Origin of the sequence: Streptomyces sp. H39-C1 (genome assembly GCF_027158125.1) — a bacterium.
Taxonomy (GTDB): domain Bacteria; phylum Actinomycetota; class Actinomycetes; order Streptomycetales; family Streptomycetaceae; genus Actinacidiphila; species Actinacidiphila fildesensis.
Genome location: NZ_JAPVLS010000034.1, coordinates 20,642 through 40,428 on the forward strand (window position 1 = coordinate 20,642; position 19,787 = coordinate 40,428).

At 70.8% G+C, this 19,787-nt stretch carries 19 protein-coding genes; 12 read left to right on the top strand and 7 right to left on the bottom strand.

The features are described 5' to 3' along the window. Nucleotides 1-12: 12 nt before the first annotated feature. The 3 genes from dnaJ (at nt 13) to O3W51_RS22590 (ending at nt 2,320) form a co-directional block, all read left to right on the top strand. The gene (gene dnaJ, locus O3W51_RS22580) at nt 13-1,212 is read left to right on the top strand and encodes a molecular chaperone DnaJ (RefSeq protein WP_138358858.1); all 1,200 of its coding nucleotides are present in this window, start codon (nt 13-15) and stop codon (nt 1,210-1,212) included. 1 nt (nt 1,213) lies between these two features. Then, nucleotides 1,214-1,666: a heat shock protein transcriptional repressor HspR gene (locus tag O3W51_RS22585; protein ID WP_269287231.1), complete on the top strand. Its 453-nt coding sequence runs from the start codon at nt 1,214-1,216 to the stop codon at nt 1,664-1,666. A 132-nt stretch (nt 1,667-1,798) separates the two neighbouring features. Next, on the top strand, nt 1,799-2,320 hold the full coding sequence (locus O3W51_RS22590; protein ID WP_138358854.1) for an FBP domain-containing protein: 522 nt from the start codon (nt 1,799-1,801) through the stop codon (nt 2,318-2,320). 42 nt (nt 2,321-2,362) lie between these two features. Here O3W51_RS22590 and O3W51_RS22595 read toward each other — a convergent pair whose 3' ends face one another. Beyond that, nucleotides 2,363-3,214, bottom strand: coding sequence for a hypothetical protein (locus O3W51_RS22595; protein WP_138358852.1), 852 nt, complete (start codon nt 3,212-3,214; stop codon nt 2,363-2,365). A gap of 54 nt (nt 3,215-3,268) precedes the next feature. Continuing rightward, nucleotides 3,269-3,673, bottom strand: coding sequence for an ATP-binding protein (locus O3W51_RS22600; protein ID WP_138358850.1), 405 nt, complete (start codon nt 3,671-3,673; stop codon nt 3,269-3,271). Between the two features lie 247 nt (nt 3,674-3,920). Between O3W51_RS22600 and O3W51_RS22605 the strand changes: the two genes are divergently transcribed. Together O3W51_RS22605 and O3W51_RS22610 are read left to right on the top strand one after the other, a co-directional pair. After that, entirely contained in the window at nt 3,921-4,802 is an 882-nt protein-coding gene (locus O3W51_RS22605) for a helix-turn-helix domain-containing protein (protein ID WP_138358848.1), read from the top strand. An 11-nt stretch (nt 4,803-4,813) separates the two neighbouring features. Further along, nucleotides 4,814-5,014 (top strand): DUF397 domain-containing protein, encoded by a 201-nt coding sequence (locus tag O3W51_RS22610; RefSeq protein ID WP_138358846.1) that lies wholly within the window; start codon nt 4,814-4,816, stop codon nt 5,012-5,014. A 15-nt stretch (nt 5,015-5,029) separates the two neighbouring features. Here O3W51_RS22610 and grpE read toward each other — a convergent pair whose 3' ends face one another. The 4 genes from grpE to O3W51_RS22630 all read right to left on the bottom strand — a co-directional run bounded on the left by grpE (nt 5,030) and on the right by O3W51_RS22630 (nt 8,951). Next, nucleotides 5,030-5,575 carry a nucleotide exchange factor GrpE gene (gene grpE / locus O3W51_RS22615; protein WP_164294596.1) on the bottom strand — a complete coding sequence of 182 codons (546 nt, stop codon included), beginning with the start codon at nt 5,573-5,575 and terminating at the stop codon, nt 5,030-5,032. Next, nucleotides 5,572-6,747 (bottom strand): tetratricopeptide repeat protein, encoded by a 1,176-nt coding sequence (locus O3W51_RS22620; RefSeq protein WP_138358842.1) that lies wholly within the window; start codon nt 6,745-6,747, stop codon nt 5,572-5,574. Before O3W51_RS22620 ends, grpE begins: the two co-directional genes overlap by 4 nt. A 53-nt stretch (nt 6,748-6,800) precedes the next feature. Continuing rightward, nucleotides 6,801-8,396, bottom strand: coding sequence for an Hsp70 family protein (locus O3W51_RS22625; protein WP_244809318.1), 1,596 nt, complete (start codon nt 8,394-8,396; stop codon nt 6,801-6,803). A gap of 150 nt (nt 8,397-8,546) precedes the next feature. Further along, on the bottom strand, nt 8,547-8,951 hold the full coding sequence (locus O3W51_RS22630; protein ID WP_187144960.1) for a pyridoxamine 5'-phosphate oxidase family protein: 405 nt from the start codon (nt 8,949-8,951) through the stop codon (nt 8,547-8,549). 81 nt (nt 8,952-9,032) lie between these two features. Between O3W51_RS22630 and clpB the strand changes: the two genes are divergently transcribed. Together clpB and O3W51_RS22640 are read left to right on the top strand one after the other, a co-directional pair. Next, entirely contained in the window at nt 9,033-11,636 is a 2,604-nt protein-coding gene (clpB, locus tag O3W51_RS22635) for an ATP-dependent chaperone ClpB (protein WP_269287248.1), read from the top strand. A 92-nt stretch (nt 11,637-11,728) separates the two neighbouring features. After that, nucleotides 11,729-12,280, top strand: a complete 552-nt coding sequence (locus tag O3W51_RS22640) for a YbjN domain-containing protein (protein WP_138358838.1) — start codon at nt 11,729-11,731, stop codon at nt 12,278-12,280. 68 nt (nt 12,281-12,348) lie between these two features. Here the strand turns inward: O3W51_RS22640 and O3W51_RS22645 are convergent, their stop codons facing one another. Next, nucleotides 12,349-13,563 carry a hypothetical protein gene (locus tag O3W51_RS22645; protein ID WP_198357294.1) on the bottom strand — a complete coding sequence of 405 codons (1,215 nt, stop codon included), beginning with the start codon at nt 13,561-13,563 and terminating at the stop codon, nt 12,349-12,351. A 268-nt stretch (nt 13,564-13,831) separates the two neighbouring features. Here O3W51_RS22645 and O3W51_RS22650 point away from each other — a divergent pair, with 268 nt between their 5' ends. The 5 genes from O3W51_RS22650 (at nt 13,832) to O3W51_RS22670 (ending at nt 19,750) form a co-directional block, all read left to right on the top strand. Beyond that, nucleotides 13,832-14,608, top strand: coding sequence for an ANTAR domain-containing protein (locus O3W51_RS22650; RefSeq protein ID WP_138357057.1), 777 nt, complete (start codon nt 13,832-13,834; stop codon nt 14,606-14,608). Between the two features lie 147 nt (nt 14,609-14,755). Then, entirely contained in the window at nt 14,756-15,472 is a 717-nt protein-coding gene (locus O3W51_RS22655) for a GAF and ANTAR domain-containing protein (RefSeq protein WP_138357058.1), read from the top strand. Between the two features lie 125 nt (nt 15,473-15,597). Next, nucleotides 15,598-16,764, top strand: coding sequence for an aminotransferase class I/II-fold pyridoxal phosphate-dependent enzyme (locus O3W51_RS22660; RefSeq protein ID WP_138357059.1), 1,167 nt, complete (start codon nt 15,598-15,600; stop codon nt 16,762-16,764). Nucleotides 16,765-17,470: 706 nt separating this feature from the next. After that, nucleotides 17,471-17,992 (top strand): DUF2617 family protein, encoded by a 522-nt coding sequence (locus O3W51_RS22665; RefSeq protein ID WP_138357060.1) that lies wholly within the window; start codon nt 17,471-17,473, stop codon nt 17,990-17,992. 168 nt (nt 17,993-18,160) lie between these two features. After that, on the top strand, nt 18,161-19,750 hold the full coding sequence (locus O3W51_RS22670) for a polyamine aminopropyltransferase (protein ID WP_138357061.1): 1,590 nt from the start codon (nt 18,161-18,163) through the stop codon (nt 19,748-19,750). Nucleotides 19,751-19,787: the final 37 nt, after the last annotated feature.

Consider the following 19,787-nt stretch of genomic DNA (forward strand, 5'->3'; position numbering starts at 1 on the left):
GGGACGGCGAGGATGAGCATCAGCAGGGACTTGTACGAGAAGGACCTCTACAAGGTTCTCGGCGTCCCGAAGGACGCGACCGAGGCGGAGATCAAGAAGGCGTACCGGAAGCTCGCCCGCGAGTTCCACCCGGACGCCAACAAGGGCGACGCCAAGGCCGAGGAGCGCTTCAAGGAGATCTCCGAGGCCAACGACGTCCTGTCCGACGCCAAGCGCCGCAAGGAGTACGACGACGGCCGCGCGCTGTTCGGCAACGGCGGACTGCGCAGCGGTCCCGGCGGTGCCGGCGGCCAGGGCGGTTTCGGCTTCGACCTCGGCGACCTCTTCGGAGGGGCCCAGGGCGGCGGCACGCAGACCGGCCAGGCCGGCGGGTTCGGCGGCGGTCTCGGCGATGTCTTCGGCGGTCTGTTCAACCGGGGCGCCGGCGGCACCGGCACCCGCGTCCAGCCGCGTCGCGGCCAGGACATCGAGTCCGAGGTGACGCTCAGCTTCACCGAGGCGGTGGACGGGGCCACGGTCCCGCTCCGGATGTCCAGCCAGGCCCCCTGCAAGGTCTGCTCCGGCACCGGCGACAAGAACGGCACCCCCCGGGTCTGCCCGACCTGCGTCGGCACCGGCCAGGTGTCGCGCGGCGGCGGTGGCGGCTTCTCGCTCACCGACCCGTGTGTGGACTGCAAGGGCCGCGGCCTCATCGCCCAGGACCCCTGCGACGTCTGCAAGGGCAGCGGGCGCGCCCGCAGTTCCCGCACCATGCAGGTCAGGATTCCCGCGGGTGTCACCGACAACCAGCGGATCCGGCTGCGCGGCAAGGGCGCACCGGGCGAGCGCGGCGGCCCGGCCGGCGATCTGTACGTCGTCGTCCATGTCGCCAAGCACCCCGTGTTCGGACGCAAGGACGACAACCTCACCGTCACCGTGCCGGTCTCCTACCCGGAGGCGACACTCGGCGGCGAGATCAAGGTACCGACCCTCGGCGGTCCGCCGGTCACCCTGAAGCTGCCCCCGGGCACGCCCAACGGGCGTACTCTGCGGGCCCGCGGTAAGGGCGCGCTCCGCAAGGACGGCAGCCGTGGTGACCTGCTGGTCACCGTGGAGGTCGCGGTACCGGAGAAGACCGAGGGCAAGGCGCTCGACGCGCTGGAGTCCTACCGGGAGGCCACAGCGGAGTTCGACCCGCGGGCGGAACTCTTCAAGGCCGCGAAGGGAGCATGACATGGACGGCATGCGGGGCGGTCGGATGCGTAACCCGTATCAGCTGACCGAGGAGTCACCGGTCTACGTCATCTCGGTGGCGGCCCAGCTTTCCGGGCTGCACCCGCAGACGTTGCGCCAGTACGACCGGCTCGGCCTGGTCTCCCCGGACCGCACCGCCGGCCGTGGCCGCCGTTACTCGGCCCGCGACATCGAGCTGCTCCGCGAGGTGCAGCGGCTGTCGCAGGACGAGGGCATCAACCTCGCCGGCATCAAGCGCATCATCGAGCTGGAGAACCAGGTGACCGCGCTCCAGGCGCGCATCGCCGAGCTCGCGGTGGCCGCCGAAGGCATGTCGGCCGCCATCCAGCAGCGTGAGGCCGCCGTGCATGCCTCCTACCGCCGCGACCTGGTCCCGTACCAGGAGAAGCAGACGACCGCGCTGGTCGTCTGGCGTCCCAAGCGGAACGATTAGTCGCTCTTGTGTACGAGCCCGGCATCCCCTCGGGGGTGCCGGGCTTCGTCGTGTCACAGGCCGTGCCACCGGGCCGCCCCCCCCGAATATCCGGACGACATGTCCGGACCCGGCTGTTAGCGTCGAGGCACTATGGAACCGCTCGTCGAACAGCAGATCCGTGCCTCCTTCGTGAACTGTTCCAAGGGAGAAGCACGCCGCCTCAACCTGCCCCGGGACTTCGCCGACCTGCCCTGGGCAGATCTCGACTTCCTCGGCTGGCGCGACCCCGGAGCCCCGGACCGCGGCTACCTGGTGGCAGCCCACGAGGGCGGCCTCACCGGAATCGCGCTGCGCAGCTCGGGCGGAGCCCGCCGCAACATGCTGCGCACCAGCCTCTGCTCGCTGTGCGTCACCAACCACGCGAGCGGCGGCGTCGACCTCCTCGTCGCCCCGAAGGCCGGCCCGGAGGGCCGGAACGGCAACACGATCGGCACGTACATCTGCGCCGACCTGGCCTGTTCGCTGTATGTGCGGGGCAAGAAGAAGGTCGCGACGGCCCAGCGGTTCGAGGAGACCCTCACCCTGGACGAGCAGATCGCCCGGACGATCCGGAACCTCGACGTCTTCCTGGCCAAGGTCACCGCGGACACGGGCGCCGACGCCACGCCCTAGCAGAGCGGTCACCGCAGCGGGAGACGGCTGCGGTGACGGCGGTTACAGCCTGCTGGGGAGCGCGAGAAGCCACACGATGAGTGGTGTGACGAGCAGGACGCCCCAGGCGCCGGCGAGGAAGAACCCCAGCGCGATTTCCGACAGCCATTTGATCCGGGTCGGAACGACCACGCGACGGGGATCGCGGGGGTCGTAGCGGATCTCGCCTCTCCGGGCAGCGGTGTGCGATTGATGCTCGCGTGCGTCACCGTCGAGAGTCCGAAAGCGATGCGTGTAGTCGGGGGCGTCGTCCTCGGCGGTGTCACTACGGGTGGACTCCGCACGGGCCGTTACGCCACGCCACCCAACGATCAGGTGGGTGCGGAACTCGGACAGGTCCGCCCAGAAGCCCAGAAGTGCGAGTCCGGGCAGCGACATGGCCCATGCCTCAAGTCCCGAAGTGCGAGGCTCAACCGGTATCAGCAGCATGATCGGTGCCCCGAGCACGACGTAGGCCAGCGCGCACCGCTGCCACGGCGGACCGTGCCGCACAACGTGTGTGATCCACCCGCCGGCTGCGTGGACCGCCCGCCGCAGCTGGGACGGTGCGGTGTCCTCGCGGACCTCCGGCTGCCGTTCGGCGCTGTCCTCGATGATGGCGTCGATGTCCGCGGCGAGGGCGGCCAGTACCTCTGGATTCCTGTGCCGCAGTGTCAGGGGGGTCGGCTCCTTCGCGTCATCGGCCAGAAGCAGGCTCAACCCCTTTTCGTGGCGGCGGACCTCTCGTACCCGTGCTCCCGGAACGACGGTGGTCCTACGGCCGCGCTGCCAGTGCACCGCGCCCTTCTCGACCCACACCCGGTTCCGGCCGTCCACGACCACGACGCCGGTCCCCTCTGGCTTCTGCTCCCCCATACGGCACACGGTAAGCCCACGCGGCCGGGGCGGCTTGGGTTATGAGCCTGACGATCAACTCAGTTCGAACCAGACGCCCTTCCCGGGCCCCGGCCCGTGCCGGCACACCCCCCACGCCGTCGCACACGCACTGAGCAACGGCAGCCCGCGCCCGTGCTCCTCCTCGCCCCCGGGCCGTGCGTGCGGCTGCGGCAGCCCCGGCGCGTCATCGGTGACCAGCACCCGCAACGCGCCGGGCGTTGCGCACTCGGCGAAGAGCGTCAGGCGCGCCTGAGTGCCGGCTCGCCGACAGGCGAGCACGGCGTTCGTGACGACCTCGGACGTCAGCAGTAACGCCACATCGGAGAGTTCGGCTCCGCCGCCGGTAGCGGTGAGCAGCGTACGGACGCCCTCGCGGGCGGAGCGGACCCATACGGGGTCGGGCGGGAAGACGAGCGAGAAGTCGGTTCCATTCGTCATGGGGGTTCGCGCTTCCGTGGGGCGGGGGCCCACGCGAGGATGGTGGCTCTGCCTGCCCCAACTACCGTTGGGGCAGATGCACTTCCGGTTCCGTCGCGATGGGCGGGTCGCTACGAAGGTAGGGACAGCTTCCGTAGAGTTACAAGTGTGTCCGCGAAATTCAACCCGCAAGAGTGGTGTGCGAGTTGATCGGTGGAACGAGGGTGGCCGGACGTGCAGACTGCCCTCGGTCACGAGGAGGGTTCACATGCCGCCGAGGAGTACCCCGAGCGAGCGTCAGCGTCGACTGGGAGTCGAGCTTCGGAAGTTGCGGAGCCACGCCGGGCTGGCCGGCGACGCGGCGAGTGCTGTGCTGGGTGTGGAGCGGACGCGCATCAGCCACATCGAGGCAGGCCGGGTCGATGTACCGCGGAACGGTCTGTACAAGCTGCTGCGCGCCTACGGCTGCGAGGAAGGACCGCTCTTCGACGGCTTGATGGAGATGGCGCAGGAACGGGGCAAAGGCTGGTGGGACGAGTTCCGCGACGTGGTTGCCCCGGTGGCCGCCGACCTTGCCGAACTGGAGTCACGGTCGGCCGGAATCCGGATCCACGAGTCGCTCATCGTGCCCGGCCTGCTGCAGACCGCCGACTACGCACGGGCGGTGATCTCGGAGTCGGAACACGACGCGAAGCGCGTGGAGCGGTATGTGGACTTCCGCATGGCCCGCCAGAGCGTTCTGGCGGCGCCCTCGACGGTCACCTACCGGGCGATCATCCACGAGGCCGCGCTGCACACCCGCGTCGGCGGCGCGAAAACCATGCGCCGACAGCTGCTGCGACTGATCGAGGTTGCGAGGCAGCCCAACGTCTTCGTGCAGGTCTTCCCGTACGAGGCGGGTGCATACTCGGCCTTCAGCCGTTCCTTCGGGATCTTCGGCGGGGCGACCTCGGGACTGGACACCGTCCACCTGGAGCACCCGCTGAACTCCGTATTCTTGCGGGATGGCCAGCACCTCGACGAATACGCGAAGATGTTCGAAAGGCTGTCCGTGCTGGCGCTCGACGCGGTGGATCCGGAGTCCGAGCCGGAGTCGCACGAGTCCCGCGACTCGTTGAGTCTCATCCAGCACGTCATGTACAGCATGTGAAAAGGGGTCAGATGTCCGAGCTCGCGTGGCGGAAGTCCTCGTTCAGCGGTGGCGGCAACGGCGACTGCGTCGAGGTGGCGGCCGGCGACACAGGCCTCGTCCACCTCCGGGAGAGTGACGACCCCCTGGCCGTCATAACCACCACCCCCGCCGCCCTCCGCGCGCTACTCCGCGCCGCGAAGGCCGGCGCCTTCGATCACCTCGCGCGCTGACGCGCAACAGAACCACTACTCGGCCGCGTGGACCAGCACCTGTTGGGCGCGGATCAGGCGGGGTCCCATCGCGTAGCCGTGGCGCACGATGCGTGCCACGTGGCCCACGAGGTCGGGGCTGAGGGCCGGTACGGTGCCCACCGCCTCCTGGGTGGCGGGGTTGAAGACGCCCGCTTCGATCGGCATCCGCGTCATGCCGTACTTCTCCAGGACCGTGGAGAGCTCGGCGCGGACGGAGTCGGCGAACGGGTCGGTCTCGCGCTCGACGCGGTCGAGCAGCAGCACCAGGTCGTACAGGAGCGGCTGGACCGTGCGGCCCTCGGCGAGCTTGCGGGTGTGGTCGAGCTCCTGGTGGAGCTCCTCGACGGAGCGGCGGGTCTCGCGGTCGTTGAGCAGCCGGCGGCGGAACTGGTCGCCGAGCGCGGCGACTTCGTCGCGCAGCCCGTCGACGGCGTCGGCGACGACGTTGAGCACGTCGGGGCCCGGGGAAGCGGGCGCGGGCGGTGCGGCGGGCGCCGGGATGCCGGGGGGCGCCTCCGGGTGCGGCGGCGGAATGCTCACGATTGGCTCCAGTCCGGCTGTACGGCGTTCGGGGGCAGCGATTTGCGGGCGTGCCACCAGCGGGGCTTCCAGCCGAGGCGTACCAGGAGCACGATCGTCGCGAGCAGCAGCACGTTGCTGATCCAGTTCGCGACGCCGCCATCGGGCAGGGCGTAGGCGATGATGACGAAGATCAGCACGACGCCGAACATGCTCTTGCGCCCGCGCCAGGTCTTTCCCGTCGCGTAGCGCGCGGCGGCCTGGTCGGTGTGGAGCTTCTGCACGAGTTCCTGGTCGGTGGGCTGGACGGCGAGCGCCTGGTCCACGATGCCGTCGATGCGGCGGGCGGCCTCGGCCGAGGTGATCAGCCGCTGCTGGGTGAAGGGGTGGTAGGTCTTGGCGCCCTCGGCGCGGAGCGACCAGATGGAGCTGATCTGGTTGCGCAGCCCCGCGTGCTCCGGCTGGTCGGTCAGTGCGCGCTCATAGTGCTGCAGGGCCTCGTCGTACTGGCCGGCGGCGTACAGGGCGTCACCGAGGTAGATGCGGTATTCGGTGTTGTCCTGCTCCAGCGCGCAGGCCTTCAGGTGCCAGGTGATCGCGGTCGGGAGGTCGTTGACCGCGCGGCCGGCTCTGCCCATGAGGAAGTGGCTGTACGCGTTGCGCGGCGCGAGGGTGATGGAGCGGCGGAACTCCTGGATGGCGGCGGCGGTGTCCCCGGCGTCCAGGTGCAGCGCCCCGAGCAGCTGCCAGGCGTCGGCGTTCGTGTCGTCGAAGTGGACGGCCTGCTGGGCCTCGTAGAGGGCGGCGGTGGGGTTGCCGCGCCGGACCTCTGTGCGGGCGGCCTCCAGCCAGTCGCGGGTCCGCGGGGCGTCCCCGCCCTGCTGGCCGGGGAGGGACTTGCCGCCGGAGCGCTGCTGCGGCTTCGCCTTCGGCTCCGGGGCGCGCAGCCGCTGGGTGCGCCGGGTGTCGTACGCGGTGCGGCGGGCCGGGTCGAGGAGTTCCTTGCGGGCCTCGGTGATCTGGGCGACCCGGTCCTCGGCCTCGCGGCGCTTGTCCGCGCTGGGCGCGCGGCTGGCCTTGCCCGCCCAGGCGCGCTGCTGGACGTCGAGCTTCTTGCCGAGCTCCTCGGCGCTGTCGGCGGGGTCGAGCTCGAACTCGGCGTAGTAGTCCCGGAATTCGCCGGTGCTGGTCATGGGGTTGAGACTCCGGTCAGAGGGCGGCGCGAAGGATCAGGCGTGTGCGGAGTTCAGAGCGCGGAGATCCGCGCGACCCGGTCGCTGAGCGCGTCCAGTTCCTGGGAGGTGAGGTTGTCCAGCCGCTCGACCTCGAACTCGCCGAGCCACTTGCCGCTGGTGCCGTCCTTGACCTCGACGTGGATGATCCCGTCGACGTCGTAGGAGTAGAAGACCTCGAACGGGGCGCCCACCGGGTACGGCGGGATCTGCAGGGTGCTCTCGCCGACGACCTTGACGTAGTCCAGGTCCTCGCCGTCGCCCTCGGTCACGGCGACGCGCAGCTTCGTCTGCTGGTTGGCCAGCGTGTGGAAGGTGTCGCTGCGGCGGGTGGGGACCGAGGTGTTGCGGGGCACGATGATCGAGTTGTACTGCAGCGAGTGGTCGTGGTCATGGGTGGCCACCATGCCGAGGGACTGCGAGGTGACGTCCTTGATGGACTTGATCTTGCCCTTGGTGAGCCGGGCGAGCCCGTCGCCGGGCGAGGTCTCCACGACGGCACCACTGCCGATGTACTTCTTCTTCTCCTTGGCCTGCTCGCCGCGCACCTGGGCGTCGAGGCCGACCAGCGCCGCCCCGAGGGCGACGACCTCGTCCTGGTTGATACCGCGCTCGGGGTCCTTGCCGGACAGCCGCTTCACCAGGTCCGCGACCATCGGCATCCGCGTCGAGCCGCCGACGAGCAGCACCCGGTCGATACCGGCCCAGGTGAGCGAGGCGTCCGTGAGGACGCCCTCGGTGATGATGCGGGTGCGGTCCAGCAGGTCGGCGCTGAGCTCCTCGTACTTCTCGCGCGTGATGCGGATCTGCTCGTGCCGGCCGTCGGCGGAGAGCATGACGACGGCCTGCGGGGCGTTGGAGAGGGTGCGCTTGGCGATCTCGGCCTTGTCGCGGAGCTCGGCGAGCAGCGCGCCGTCGTCGGTGAGGTCGCGCCCGCCGGCGGCGGTGAACGCCCCGTTGAGGTGCTCCATGAGGACGCCGTCCCAGTCGAAGCCGCCCAGGTTGCGGTCGCCGTCGGTGGCGATCACGTCGTAGTCGCCGTCCACGACGCGCATCACCGTCACGTCGAAGGTGCCGCCGCCGAGGTCGTAGACCAGGACGGTGCCGATCTCCTCGCCGTCGTCCACGCGGTCGAGCCCGTAGGCGAGCGCGGCGGCGGTGGGCTCGTTGACGATGCGCAGCACCTCGAAGCCGGCGATCTGGCCGGCGTCCTGGGTGGCGCGCCGCCTGGCGTCGTCGAAGTAGGCGGGGACGGTGATGACGACCTGGTCGACGGCTTCGCCGAGCATCATCTCGGCGTCTTCGCGCAGCCGCTTCAGGACGAGGGCGGAGATCTCCTCGGGCCGGTAGGCGACACCGGACTCGGAGGTGTAGATGGCGTTCGGCTCGCCCATGTAGCGCTTCGCGAACTGGATGACGTGGTCGGGCGCGGTCATCGCGGAGCGTTTGGCCTGGGATCCGACGACGACCGTGTCGCCCTGGAACATCACCACGGACGGGGTGATGTTCTCCCCCTCACGGTTCCTGACGATGGTGGCCGCACCCGACGCGTCGGCCACCGCCATCGCGGAATAGGTCGTTCCGAGATCGATCCCCAAGACACGCGCCACAGCACTCTCCCCGTTGTCGGCCGTTCCACCGCACGGGACATGATGCCGTGTCACGTACAAGTGCCGCCAGGCCCTTGGGAGATCGACGCGGGACGGGAGGTGCTGGTGGTGCTGCTGGGATCGGAGCGGACGGCCCTGGGGCGGGTGGGGTCAGGCGCTGCCCATCGCGCGGGTCAGCGCGATCTCGATGACGACGCGGTCGGGGTTGAAGGCGGGCGTCCGCGCGTAGCGCTCGCCGTAGCGCCGGACGGCGTCGGCGATGCGTTCCGGATCGGTGCTGACGGTCGCGACGCCCTCGAGGGTGGCCCAGCGGCCCTTGTCGACCTGGCAGGCGGCCACCCGGGCGCCGTCGGGTCCCGCGGCCAGGATGTTCGCGACCTTGCGGCTCGCCTTGTTGGTGATCACGCGGGCGAGGCCGGCCTCGGGGTCGTACGTCACGCCGACCGCGACGACATGCGGGCTGCCGTCGGGGCGTGGTGTCGTGAGGGTGCACAGGTGATATTCGCGCCAGAAGGACAGGTACGCGGATTCGGGGTTGCGTAGGTCTCGGGCCATGGGAATGCACGCTACCGTTCCAGGGTTGAGTGGCATAGACTCAACTTGAATGAGTGATCCGACAGGAGGTTGCAGGTGGCCGTGGAAGCGGAGCTGACCAACAAGAGCCGGGAAGCGCTGAACACCGCCAACGCACACGCGGTGTCCGCCGGGAACCCGGACCTCACCCCCGCACATCTGCTGCTCGCCCTGCTGGGCGGAGCCGACAACGAGAACATCGTGGACCTGATGGCAGCGGTCGGCGCCGACGCCGCGGAGCTGCGCGCGGGCACCGAGCGGCTGATCGCCGCGCTGCCCGTCGTCCAGGGCGCCACGGTCGCGCCCCCGCAGGCCAACCGTGACCTGCTGGCCGTCGTCGCGGACGCGTCGCAGCGCGCGAAGGACCTCGGGGACGACTACATCTCGACCGAGCACCTGCTCATCGGTATCGCCGTCAAGGGCGGCCAGGCCGGCGAGCTGCTCGTCCAGCGGGGGGCCACGGCCAAGAAGCTGCTGGACGCCTTCGAGTCCGCCCGGGGAGGGCAGCGCGTGACGAGCCAGGATCCCGAGGGCACCTACAAGGCGCTCGAGAAGTACGGCACGGACTTCACCGCCGCCGCCCGCGAGGGCAAGCTCGACCCGGTGATCGGCCGGGACCAGGAGATCCGCCGGGTCGTCCAGGTGCTGTCCCGCCGCACCAAGAACAACCCGGTGCTGATCGGCGAGCCCGGCGTCGGCAAGACCGCCGTCGTCGAGGGCCTCGCGCAGCGCATCGTCAAGGGTGACGTGCCCGAGTCGCTGCGCAACAAGCGGCTGGTCTCGCTGGACCTCGGCGCGATGGTCGCGGGCGCCAAGTACCGCGGTGAGTTCGAGGAGCGGCTCAAGGCGGTGCTCTCCGAGATCAAGGAGAGCGACGGCCGGGTCATCACCTTCATCGACGAGCTGCACACGGTCGTCGGCGCGGGCGCCGGCGGCGACTCCGCCATGGACGCGGGCAACATGCTCAAGCCGATGCTGGCCCGCGGTGAGCTGCGGATGGTCGGCGCCACCACGCTCGACGAGTACCGCGAGCGCATCGAGAAGGACCCGGCGCTGGAGCGCCGCTTCCAGCAGGTGATGGTGGCCGAGCCGTCCGTCGAGGACACCATCGCGATCCTGCGCGGGCTCAAGGGCCGGTACGAGGCGCACCACAAGGTGCAGATCGCGGACTCGGCGCTGGTGGCCGCCGCGACCCTGTCGAACCGCTACATCACCTCCCGGTTCCTGCCGGACAAGGCCATCGACCTGGTGGACGAGGCCGCCTCCCGGCTCCGGATGGAGATCGACTCCTCACCCGTCGCGATCGACGAGCTGCAGCGCGCCGTCGACCGGCTGCGCATGGAGGAGATGGCACTCAAGAACGAGACGGACCCCGCCTCCGTCCAGCGGCTGGAGAAGCTGCGCAAGGACCTCGCCGACAAGGAGGAGGAGCTGCGCGGCCTGACCGCCCGCTGGGAGAAGGAGAAGGAGGGCCTGAACCGCGTCGGCGCCATCAAGGAGAGCCTGGACGAGGTGAACACGGACATCGAGCGCGCCCAGCGCGACGGTGACTTCGAGGCCGCGTCCAAGCTGCTCTACGGCGAGAAGCCGCGGCTGGAGGCCGAGCTGGCCGAGGCCACCGAGGCCGAGGCGGCCGCCGCCAAGGACACCATGGTCAAGGACGAGGTCGGGCCGGACGACATCGCGGACGTCGTCGGCGCCTGGACCGGCATCCCGGCCGGCCGGCTGCTGGAGGGCGAGACCCAGAAGCTGCTGCGCATGGAGGACGAGCTGGGCCGCCGGCTCATCGGCCAGACCGAGGCCGTCCGCTCCGTCTCCGACGCCGTACGCCGTTCGCGCTCGGGCATCTCCGACCCCGACCGGCCGACCGGATCGTTCCTGTTCCTCGGCCCCACCGGCGTCGGCAAGACCGAGCTGGCCAAGGCGCTGGCGGACTTCCTCTTCGACGACGAGCGCGCCATGGTCCGCATCGACATGAGCGAGTACGGCGAGAAGCACTCCGTCGCCCGGCTCGTCGGCGCCCCGCCCGGGTACGTCGGCTACGAGGAGGGCGGCCAGCTCACCGAGGCCGTCCGGCGGCGCCCGTACAGCGTGGTGCTGCTCGACGAGGTCGAGAAGGCGCACCACGACGTCTTCGACGTGCTGCTGCAGGTGCTCGACGACGGCCGGCTCACCGACGGCCAGGGCCGCACGGTCGACTTCCGCAACGCGATCCTGATCCTGACGTCGAACCTGGGCAGCCAGTACCTGGTGGACCCGGTGCTCGGGGACGCGGAGAAGAAGCAGAGCGTCCTGGAGACGGTGCGGATGTCCTTCAAGCCGGAGTTCCTGAACCGGCTCGACGACATCGTGGTGTTCAGCGCGCTGAACAAGGAGGAGCTGCGGCACATCGCCCGGCTGCAGACGGACCGGCTCGCCGACCGGCTGCGGGACCGCCGGCTGGTCCTGGACGTCACCGACGCCGCCCTGGACTGGCTCGCCGACGAGGGCAACGACCCGGCCTACGGCGCGCGGCCACTGCGCCGCCTGGTGCAGACCGCGATCGGTGACCCGCTGGCCCGCACGATCCTGTCCGGCGAGGTCGTCGACGGTGACACCGTACGGGTCGACCGGGCGGGTGAGGGCCTGATCGTCGGCCCTGCCCCGTCCCTGTCCAAGACGGTCTGAGCAGGCTGCCCCCGGCGTGGATCCGCCGGGGGTTGCCAGACCCCTCGGCGCATGGGGGAGGATGGAAGGAATCCGTACGAAGGGAACTCACGGTGAGCATCGATCCGTCCTCGATTCCTAATTTCGGGGGCCAGCCGGACCCCGAGCAGAACGGCCCCGCCGCCAGCGCGGTCATCCCCGACCAGGACCTGGTCAAGCAGCTGCTCGAACAGATGGAGCTGAAGTTCGTCGTCGACGACGAGGGTGACCTCGCGGCGCCGTGGGAGGAATTCCGCGCGTACTTCATGTTCCGCGGCGAGGAGGACCAGCAGATCTTCGCGGTCCGGACCTTCTACGACCGGCCGTACACCGTCGATGACAAGCCCCAGCTGCACGAGGTCATCGACGACTGGAACCGCCGCACCCTGTGGCCGAAGGTCTACACGCACACGCACGACGACGGCTCCGTCCGTCTGATCGGCGAGGCGCAGATGCTGATCGGCCTGGGCGTCAACCTGGAGCACTTCGTCTCCAGCACGGTCAGCTGGGTACGCGCCTCGATCGAGTTCGACAAGTGGGTCGTGGAGACCCTCGGACTCGAGAAGGACGTGGACGCCGACGGCGGCGCCAAGGGCGACGAAGGCACCAACGGCGACGACGCCTGACGCAGCCCGGATCTTGGATCTTGGATTGTGGATCTTGGGTTGAACCACGCCGGATCGGAAACGCCGGATCAGACCGGCGCGGAGACGACCGTCAGCAGGTACGTCCCGTAGAAGAACGAGAGCCCGGCCAATGCGGCCACCGCTACGGCGGCGGTGCGCGGCCGGGCTTTCGCCAGTGCCAGGGCGGCCGGGACCAGCAGCGGGAAGGCCGGCAGCAGGAAGCGCGGCTTGGATCCGAAGTAGTGCGAGCCGCCCAGCGCGATGAGCACCAGCACCCCCGCGTAGACCGCCAGCGGCAGCGGGATCCGCTCCAGCAGCGCCAGCGCGAGCAGCACCAGCGCGGCGGCGGTGATCGCGACGACCATGTAGCTCATGAGCTGCTCGCGGTCGAGGATCAGATGCCGGACGTACTCCACGGAATTTCGGCCGAAATCGAACTCCGAGCCCCAGCGGCGCTGCACGTCGAAGTACCCCAGCGGCCGGCCCGTCTGCCGGCCCACCCAGCCGACGTACCCGCACCAGCCCAGCGGCGCGATCAGCACGGCCGCCCAGGCCGCCCGGTCCTGCGGCAGCCCCTCCCGGCGGCGGCGCCAGGCATCGGCGGCGACGGTGACGGCGACGGCGGCCACCACCGCGACGCCGTTCGGGCGGGCCAGCCCGGCGAGCAGCGCCAGCACCCCCGCGGCGAGCCAGCGCCGGGTGAGCAGCGCGTAGAGCGCCCAGGCGGCGCAGGCGGTCAGCAGCGGCTCGGTGTACGCCATCGTCAGCACGACGGAGTGCGGCAGCAGCCCCCACAGCAGCACCAGGGCGATCCCGGCCCGCCGGCCGTACAGCCGCTCGCCGATCGCGTGGATCCCCCAGGCGGCCAGGGCGGCCGCGCCCCAGGAGATCAGCAGGGCGGTGTTGACCGGGCCGATGGGCAGGACGGCGGAGACGGCCCTGATCAGCGCCGGGTAGAGCGGGAAGAACGCCAGATCGCTGAAGCTCATGCCCTGCGTGACGGCGGACGGGAAGAACGTCCCGTAGCCCCATTCGGCGATCCGCTCGTACCAGCGCGCGTCCCAGCTCTGCCCGAACAGACTGCGCGGATGCAGTCCGGCGTGCACCGCCCACGCCGTCACCAGCACGGCGCCGGCCAGCCGGGTGGCGGCGAAGAGGACCAGGGCGGGGGCGGCCCGGCGCAGGGAGCCGCGCCAGGCGGGGGAGCGGCCGGGCTGCGCGTCGGGTGCGGGGTGCGACCCGGTGGTTCGGGGGCTGGACGAGACCGGCTCGGCCGTGTGCACCGTACCGCTCCTTCCGTGCCCGGTCGGGGCGCCGTCGGGTCCGCCCGGCTCCGCTCGGAGCGGCGGGAATGACGGTACGACTATGCGGTGATCGTCCTGAGGAATGTGCTCCCGGGCGCACGCCGAGTCGCATTCCACCCACTTGGCGGACGCCCTTGCCCGGCGCGGGGGGCCGGGGCATTCTGGATTCGGACGGTGTCGCAATCAGGCGCCGGGAAAACATCGTTGGGCGCGGTAGCAGGGCAGCGGCTCGTCGCGGGAAGCTCGGATGGTGGATTCCCAAGTCGCTGAACTGATCCGGGTCCTGGTCCTGAGTGGTGGTCAGGGACCGCCGCGTGACTGGACCAGGCTCTGCGCCGAGGTGCTCGGGGTCGACGGGATCGCGATCTCGGTGGCCTCGGACGGCACGGAACTGCTGTGGTTCAGCGACGAGCGGAGCGCGCGGCTGGACGATCTGCAGTTCACGCTCGGCGAGGGCCCCAGTGTGGAGGCCGCCCGTGACGGGTCGCTGAACCTGGAGTCCAATCTGGAGCGCGCGTTCGGGGAGCGCTGGCCCGCCTTCGTCCCCGCCGCGGTCGACTCCGGAGTGCTCGCGGTCTTCGCCTTCCCGCTACGGCTCGGTGCGATCTGCTGCGGCGGGATGACCGGCCACCGGCGGCGGCCGGGACCGCTGGGCGAGCGGGCCGTCGCGGACGCGCTGACCATCGCCGACGCCATGGCCGTCTACCTGCTGGCGCTGGGGCCGCGCGATACGGGCCCCGCCCCTCTCGCCGCCGGGACGGGGCACCCGGGCGGCAGTGGGGGCGGGACCGGCAGGACCACCGGCGGCGGCTTCGGGAGCGGGTTCCTGACCGGGTTCGGGGACCTGCACCGGGCGGAGGTGCACCAGGCGGCCGGGATCAGCAGCGTCCGGCTGGACGTGCCGCTGCCGGATGCCCTGGTGCGGCTGCGCGCCCACGCGTACGCGTCGGACCGCCCCATCCTCGATGTCGCCCGGGACATCATCGGCAACCGCCTGCAGCTGCCGCGCGATCCCGCATCGTGAAGGACCGGGCGGGAAGGCGGCGGCGGGACGGGGCGGGACAGGGCGGGGCGCGGCGGAGCGGGATGAGGTGGGGGCGCGACGGAGCGGGACGGGACGGCGCACGGCACGGCTTCGGAACCACGTTCGGCGGCAGAAAGGCAGGCGATCATGGATCGCGAACAACGGCTGGCCGACACCTTCGTCGAGTTGGCGGACACGCTGATCGACGACTTCGACATCATCGAGTTCCTCCATCAGCTGTCCACCCGGTGCCTGGAGCTCCTGGAGGTGTCGGCCGCCGCGATCATGCTCGCGCTGCCCGGCGCCGATCTGCACCCGGCCGCCGCCTCCGACGACCGCGCCGAGCTCTCCGACCTGCTGGCGCTGAACCAGCGCGAGGGCCCCGCGCTGGACTGCTACCGCACCGGATCACCGGTCGGGCCGTTCGACGTCGCCCGTTCGACGCCGCAGTGGCCGGACTTCGCCGGCCAGGCCCGCCGCGCCGGATACGGCGTGGTCTGCGCTCTGCCCATGCGGCTGCGGCGCGAGGTGATCGGCTCGCTGCTCCTGCTGCGCGCCGGCGCGACCCCGCTGAGCAGTGCCGACGTCCGGCTGGCGCAGGCACTGGCCGACGCCGCCACGATCGGCATCCTGCACCAGCAGACGCTGCGCCGGCACGCCGACCTCAGCGCCCAGCTGCACACCGCGCTGCACAGCCGGATAGCGATCGAACAGGCCAAGGGCGTACTGGCCGCCCGCTGGGGGACCACCGTGGACGAGGCCTTCAGCGCGATGCGCCGCCATGCCCGCACCCAGCGCCGGCTGCTCAGCGATGTCGCGCACGACATCGTCAACGGCGGATTCCAGCCGGACCGCGTCGAGTAGCCCCCACCGCACACCGTCTCCCCTCACCCCGTCTCCCCCTGACACCGTCCCCCGCCGCATATCGTGAGCCTCCTGTGGTGGGCCCAGGGAAGTGGCTCGGGACGTGGCTCAGGGATGGGGAACGCATGGGTGAGTGGAGTCCGGCCGCGCGGGTGCGGGGCGTCGGAACGTCGATCTTCACCGAGATGACGGAGCTGGCCAGAAGGACCGGGGCCGTCAATCTGGGGCAGGGAGTGCCGGAACTGGCCAGCCCCGCGACGCTGCTCAAGGACGTGGCCGAGGCCGTGCTCGCGGGCAACAACCAGTACCCGCCCGCCACCGGCTTCCCGGCGCTCCGCACCGCCGTCGCCGAACACCAGCTGCGGCGCTACGGGCTCGACTACCGGCCGGACGGCGAGGTGCTGATCACCACCGGCGCCACCGAGGCCATCGCGGCGGCGCTGCTCGCGTTCTGCGACCCCGGCGACGAGGTCCTGGCCTTCGACCCCTGCTACGACGCCTATCCCGCCGCCGCCCGGCTCAGCGGTGCCACGCTGGTCGGCGTCCCGCTGGAGGCCGACGGCGACGGCTTCGTGATGAACGCCGACGCGCTGCGCGCCGCCGTGACGCCCAGAACCCGCGTCCTGGTGCTCAACACCCCGCACAACCCGATGGGGAAGGTGTTCACGGCCGCGGAACTGGACGCGATCGCCGACGTCTGCCGGGAACACTCGCTCATCGTGGTGACCGACGAGGTGTACGAGCACCTGGTCTACGACGAGACCCCGCACCGGACGATCGCGGCGCTGCCCGGCATGCGGGAGCGGACGCTGATCATCTCCTCGGCGGGCAAGACCTTCAACGTCACCGGCTGGAAGATCGGCTGGATCTGCGGACCCGCGCCGCTCGTCGCCGCCGCCGGCTCCGTCAAGCAGTTCCTCACCTACGCCTCCGGCACCCCGTACCAGGAGGCGCTGGCCCGGATGCTCGGTTCCGTCGAGGAGTGGGCGGCGGAACTGCGCGGCACCCTGCGCACCAACCGCGATCTGCTGAGCGACGGCCTCAAGCAGGCCGGGCTGCGCCCGTACCGCGCGGAGGCCGGGTACTTCCTGCAGGCGGACGTACGGCCCTGGGGCTATACGGACGGCGTCACGTTCTGCCGGGAACTGCCGGAGCGGGCAGGCGTCGTCGCCATTCCGACGTCTGCCTTCTACCAGGGGCAGGACGCCCCTTCCTGGCTGGTCCGATTTTCCTTCTGCAAGCGCGAGGAATCGGTACGCACCGCCGTCGACCAGCTGGTGCGGGCGCGCTGAGAAGTTTTCGAACCTCTGGACTTCCTCAACTCTGCTTTCGATCCGATTCGGCGGGGGCATCACCGTCGCACGAACAACATCACAGCTCAGGAAGACGGGGGGCGGGGAAGATGCGTGCATTCCTCATTGGTCTGGTCGCCGTAGTGGTCATCATCGCCATAGCGATGCAACTGCAGCGCCGGAGCCGATCGGTGAACCTGCGCAAGGGACGGGGCCGCGGACGGGGCCGGGCGGGCGCGGACGGCGCGAGCGCCACGGCGGGAGGCGGCAGCTGGTGGGCCTTCGGCGGCTCGGACGGGGGCGGCTCCGGGCGCGGCGGCCACCACGGCGGGGGCGGTCACCACTCCTGCGCCGGCGGGCATTCCTGTGGCGGCGGTTCGTCGTGTGGCGGGGGTTCGTCCTGTGGAGGAGGCGGCGGCTGCGGTAGCAGCTGATCCGTGGAATTGCATGTGGCCCATGCCCATTCGCATATGCGCCCGGTGGAACTGTCACCCGCCGGGCGCAGTTTTGGTGAACACCTGAACCGATACGCGCTCCTGGGGATGTAAAGAGCGCGAAGATGGGTAAAAAGGCTGAAGGCACCCCGCGTTTCATGATTCCGTATCTACCGGACCCCACGTGGGCACGAGCCGACGTACGTTCCCGCCAGATCCACCACCTGGTGCGGGTCGGCCCATCATCCACTGCGTGCTTGCGGAGCCGACCCATGCTCACCACTCTCCAGACCGCTTACACCGATACCCGTGCCGGAGACCTGGCCTGGTGCCTGGGCAGGGAAGCGCTCCCCGCGCTCGCCGTGCTCGACCTCCAGCTCAGCGGCGCGGACCAGCCCCCCGTGCAGGTGCAGATGCGCCTGCTCGGCGCCTCCCACCAGGTACTCATCGAATCCGAGGGCGGCGGTTGTTCGGAAACCGTCGCCTGCATCCCGGGAAGTCAGACTCCGCTCCCTTTTGGCGTCGCCAAACGGATCGGCATATGGGACTACGAATTCGCGGCACGCGTCGAGACGTTGTCGCGCGGCTCCTTCGCGGGCCGGGCGCAGGAACTGCTCGCACTGGTCGCGGATCATCCGCACGGTCTCGCGGGAACGTTTCCCGGGGATCCGCACGCGTTCACCGCGATGCTCGTCCAGCACAGCGAGGGCAGCGTCCGCTGGCGCACCTGGCACGCCTATCCCCAGGAAGGGCGGTTGGTGGCGACGAGGTCGCGCGTCAGTGCCCTTCCGTAGCCGTACGGCGGGCGGGCCGCGGGTGGAGTGCGCTTCGGTGCCGGCGCTCGGAGCGCACTTTTGCGAGCCGTGGTGGTACTCATCGCGCCCTCAAGTGACGTCAAGTGCCCTCAAAATGCACCCCTGTGGGTGACAAATGCGACCGCAAGCCTGACATAGCGTTCATTCATGATCGACCAGTCAAGCCGCCGGTCCGCCGTGCGGCTCCCCGTACCGGTCGGGCCGGCCCGTGCACTGGTCCTCGCCGCCGTCTTCGTCTGCGCCGCCTGCGGCCTGATCTACGAGCTCGAACTCGTCGCGCTCGCCTCCTACCTGGTCGGTGACTCCGTCACCCAGGCCTCCGTCATCCTGTCGGTGATGGTCTTCGCCATGGGCGTCGGCTCCCTGCTCGCCAAGCGGATACGGTGCGTCGCGGCCGTCGGCTTCGCGGGGGTGGAGGCGGCGCTCGCGCTGGTCGGCGGCCTCTCGGTGATGGCGCTGTACGCGTGCTTCGCCTGGTTCGGGATGGCGCGGCCGGCGATGATCGGCTGCGCGTTCGCCATCGGGGTGCTGATCGGCGCCGAGATCCCGCTGCTCATGACGCTGATCCAGCGGATCCGCCGGCAGGATGCCGGCGGCGCCGTCGCCGATCTGTTCGCCGCGGACTACGTCGGCGCGCTCGCCGGCGGACTCGCCTTCCCGTTCCTGCTGCTGCCGGCGTTCGGACAGCTCACCGGCGCGCTGGTCACCGGCGCGGTGAACGCGGTCGCGGGCGCCGCGATGGTGCTGTGGCTGTTCCGCAACGACCTGACCCCGAGCGCCCGCAACTGGCTGCTCGTCGCCAACCTCGGCGTGCTGACGGTGCTCGGCGGCGCCGCCTTCACGGCCGGCCCGTTCGAACAGGCCGCGCGGCGCGCGGTGTACGGCGGCGATGTGCGCGTCGCCGAACAGACCGATGTGCAGGAGATAGTCCTGACCGGAGGCTCCGGCGCCCCCGTCCAGCTCTTCTTCGACGGGCGGCTGCGGGTCTGCGGAGCCGACGAGTTCCGGTACCACGAGGCGCTGGTGCACCCGGCGATGGCCGGCCCGCACTCCCGCGTCCTCATCCTCGGCGGCGGCGACGGCCTCGCCCTGCGCGAGGTGCTCCGGTACCCGGACGTCACGTCGGTGACCGTCGTCGACCTGGACGGCGAGCTCGTGCGGCTCGCCCGCACGGACGCCGACCTCGTCGCGCTCAACCGGCACGCCTACGCCGATCCGCGGGTCCGCACCGTCACCGCCGACGCCTTCGACTGGCTCCGGGCCGGCCGCCCGGGGCCGTACGACGTGATCCTCGCCGATCTGCCCGACCCCGGGATCTCGCGCAGCGCGAAGCTGTACTCCGAGGAGTTCTACGGCCTGGCGGGCCGCGCGCTGGCCCGGGACGGACGGCTCGCCGTCCATGCCGGCTCGCCGAGCTCGGCCCGGCACACCTACTGGACGATCGACGCGACGCTGCGGGCCACCGGGCTGCGCACCGTGCCGTATCTCACCGGCGGGCGGGACTGCGGGCCACCGTCGGGACCCGACCGCTGGTCCGGCAGGACCGGTGACGGGCCCACCGACTGGGGCTTCGTGCTGGCGTCGCGCGAGCGGCCCGAGCTGCGGCTCGCCCCGGACGCGCCACCGCTGCGCTCACTGACCCCGGCGGCCCTGCGGTCACTGCGCGAGGCCGCCTGGGCCTCCCGCGAGAGCGGACTCGCGCCTTCCACACTGATGCGGCCACGGGTGGGCGGCTGAGTGGGGTGGCGACCCGGCTCCGCGCCTGCTGCCGGGT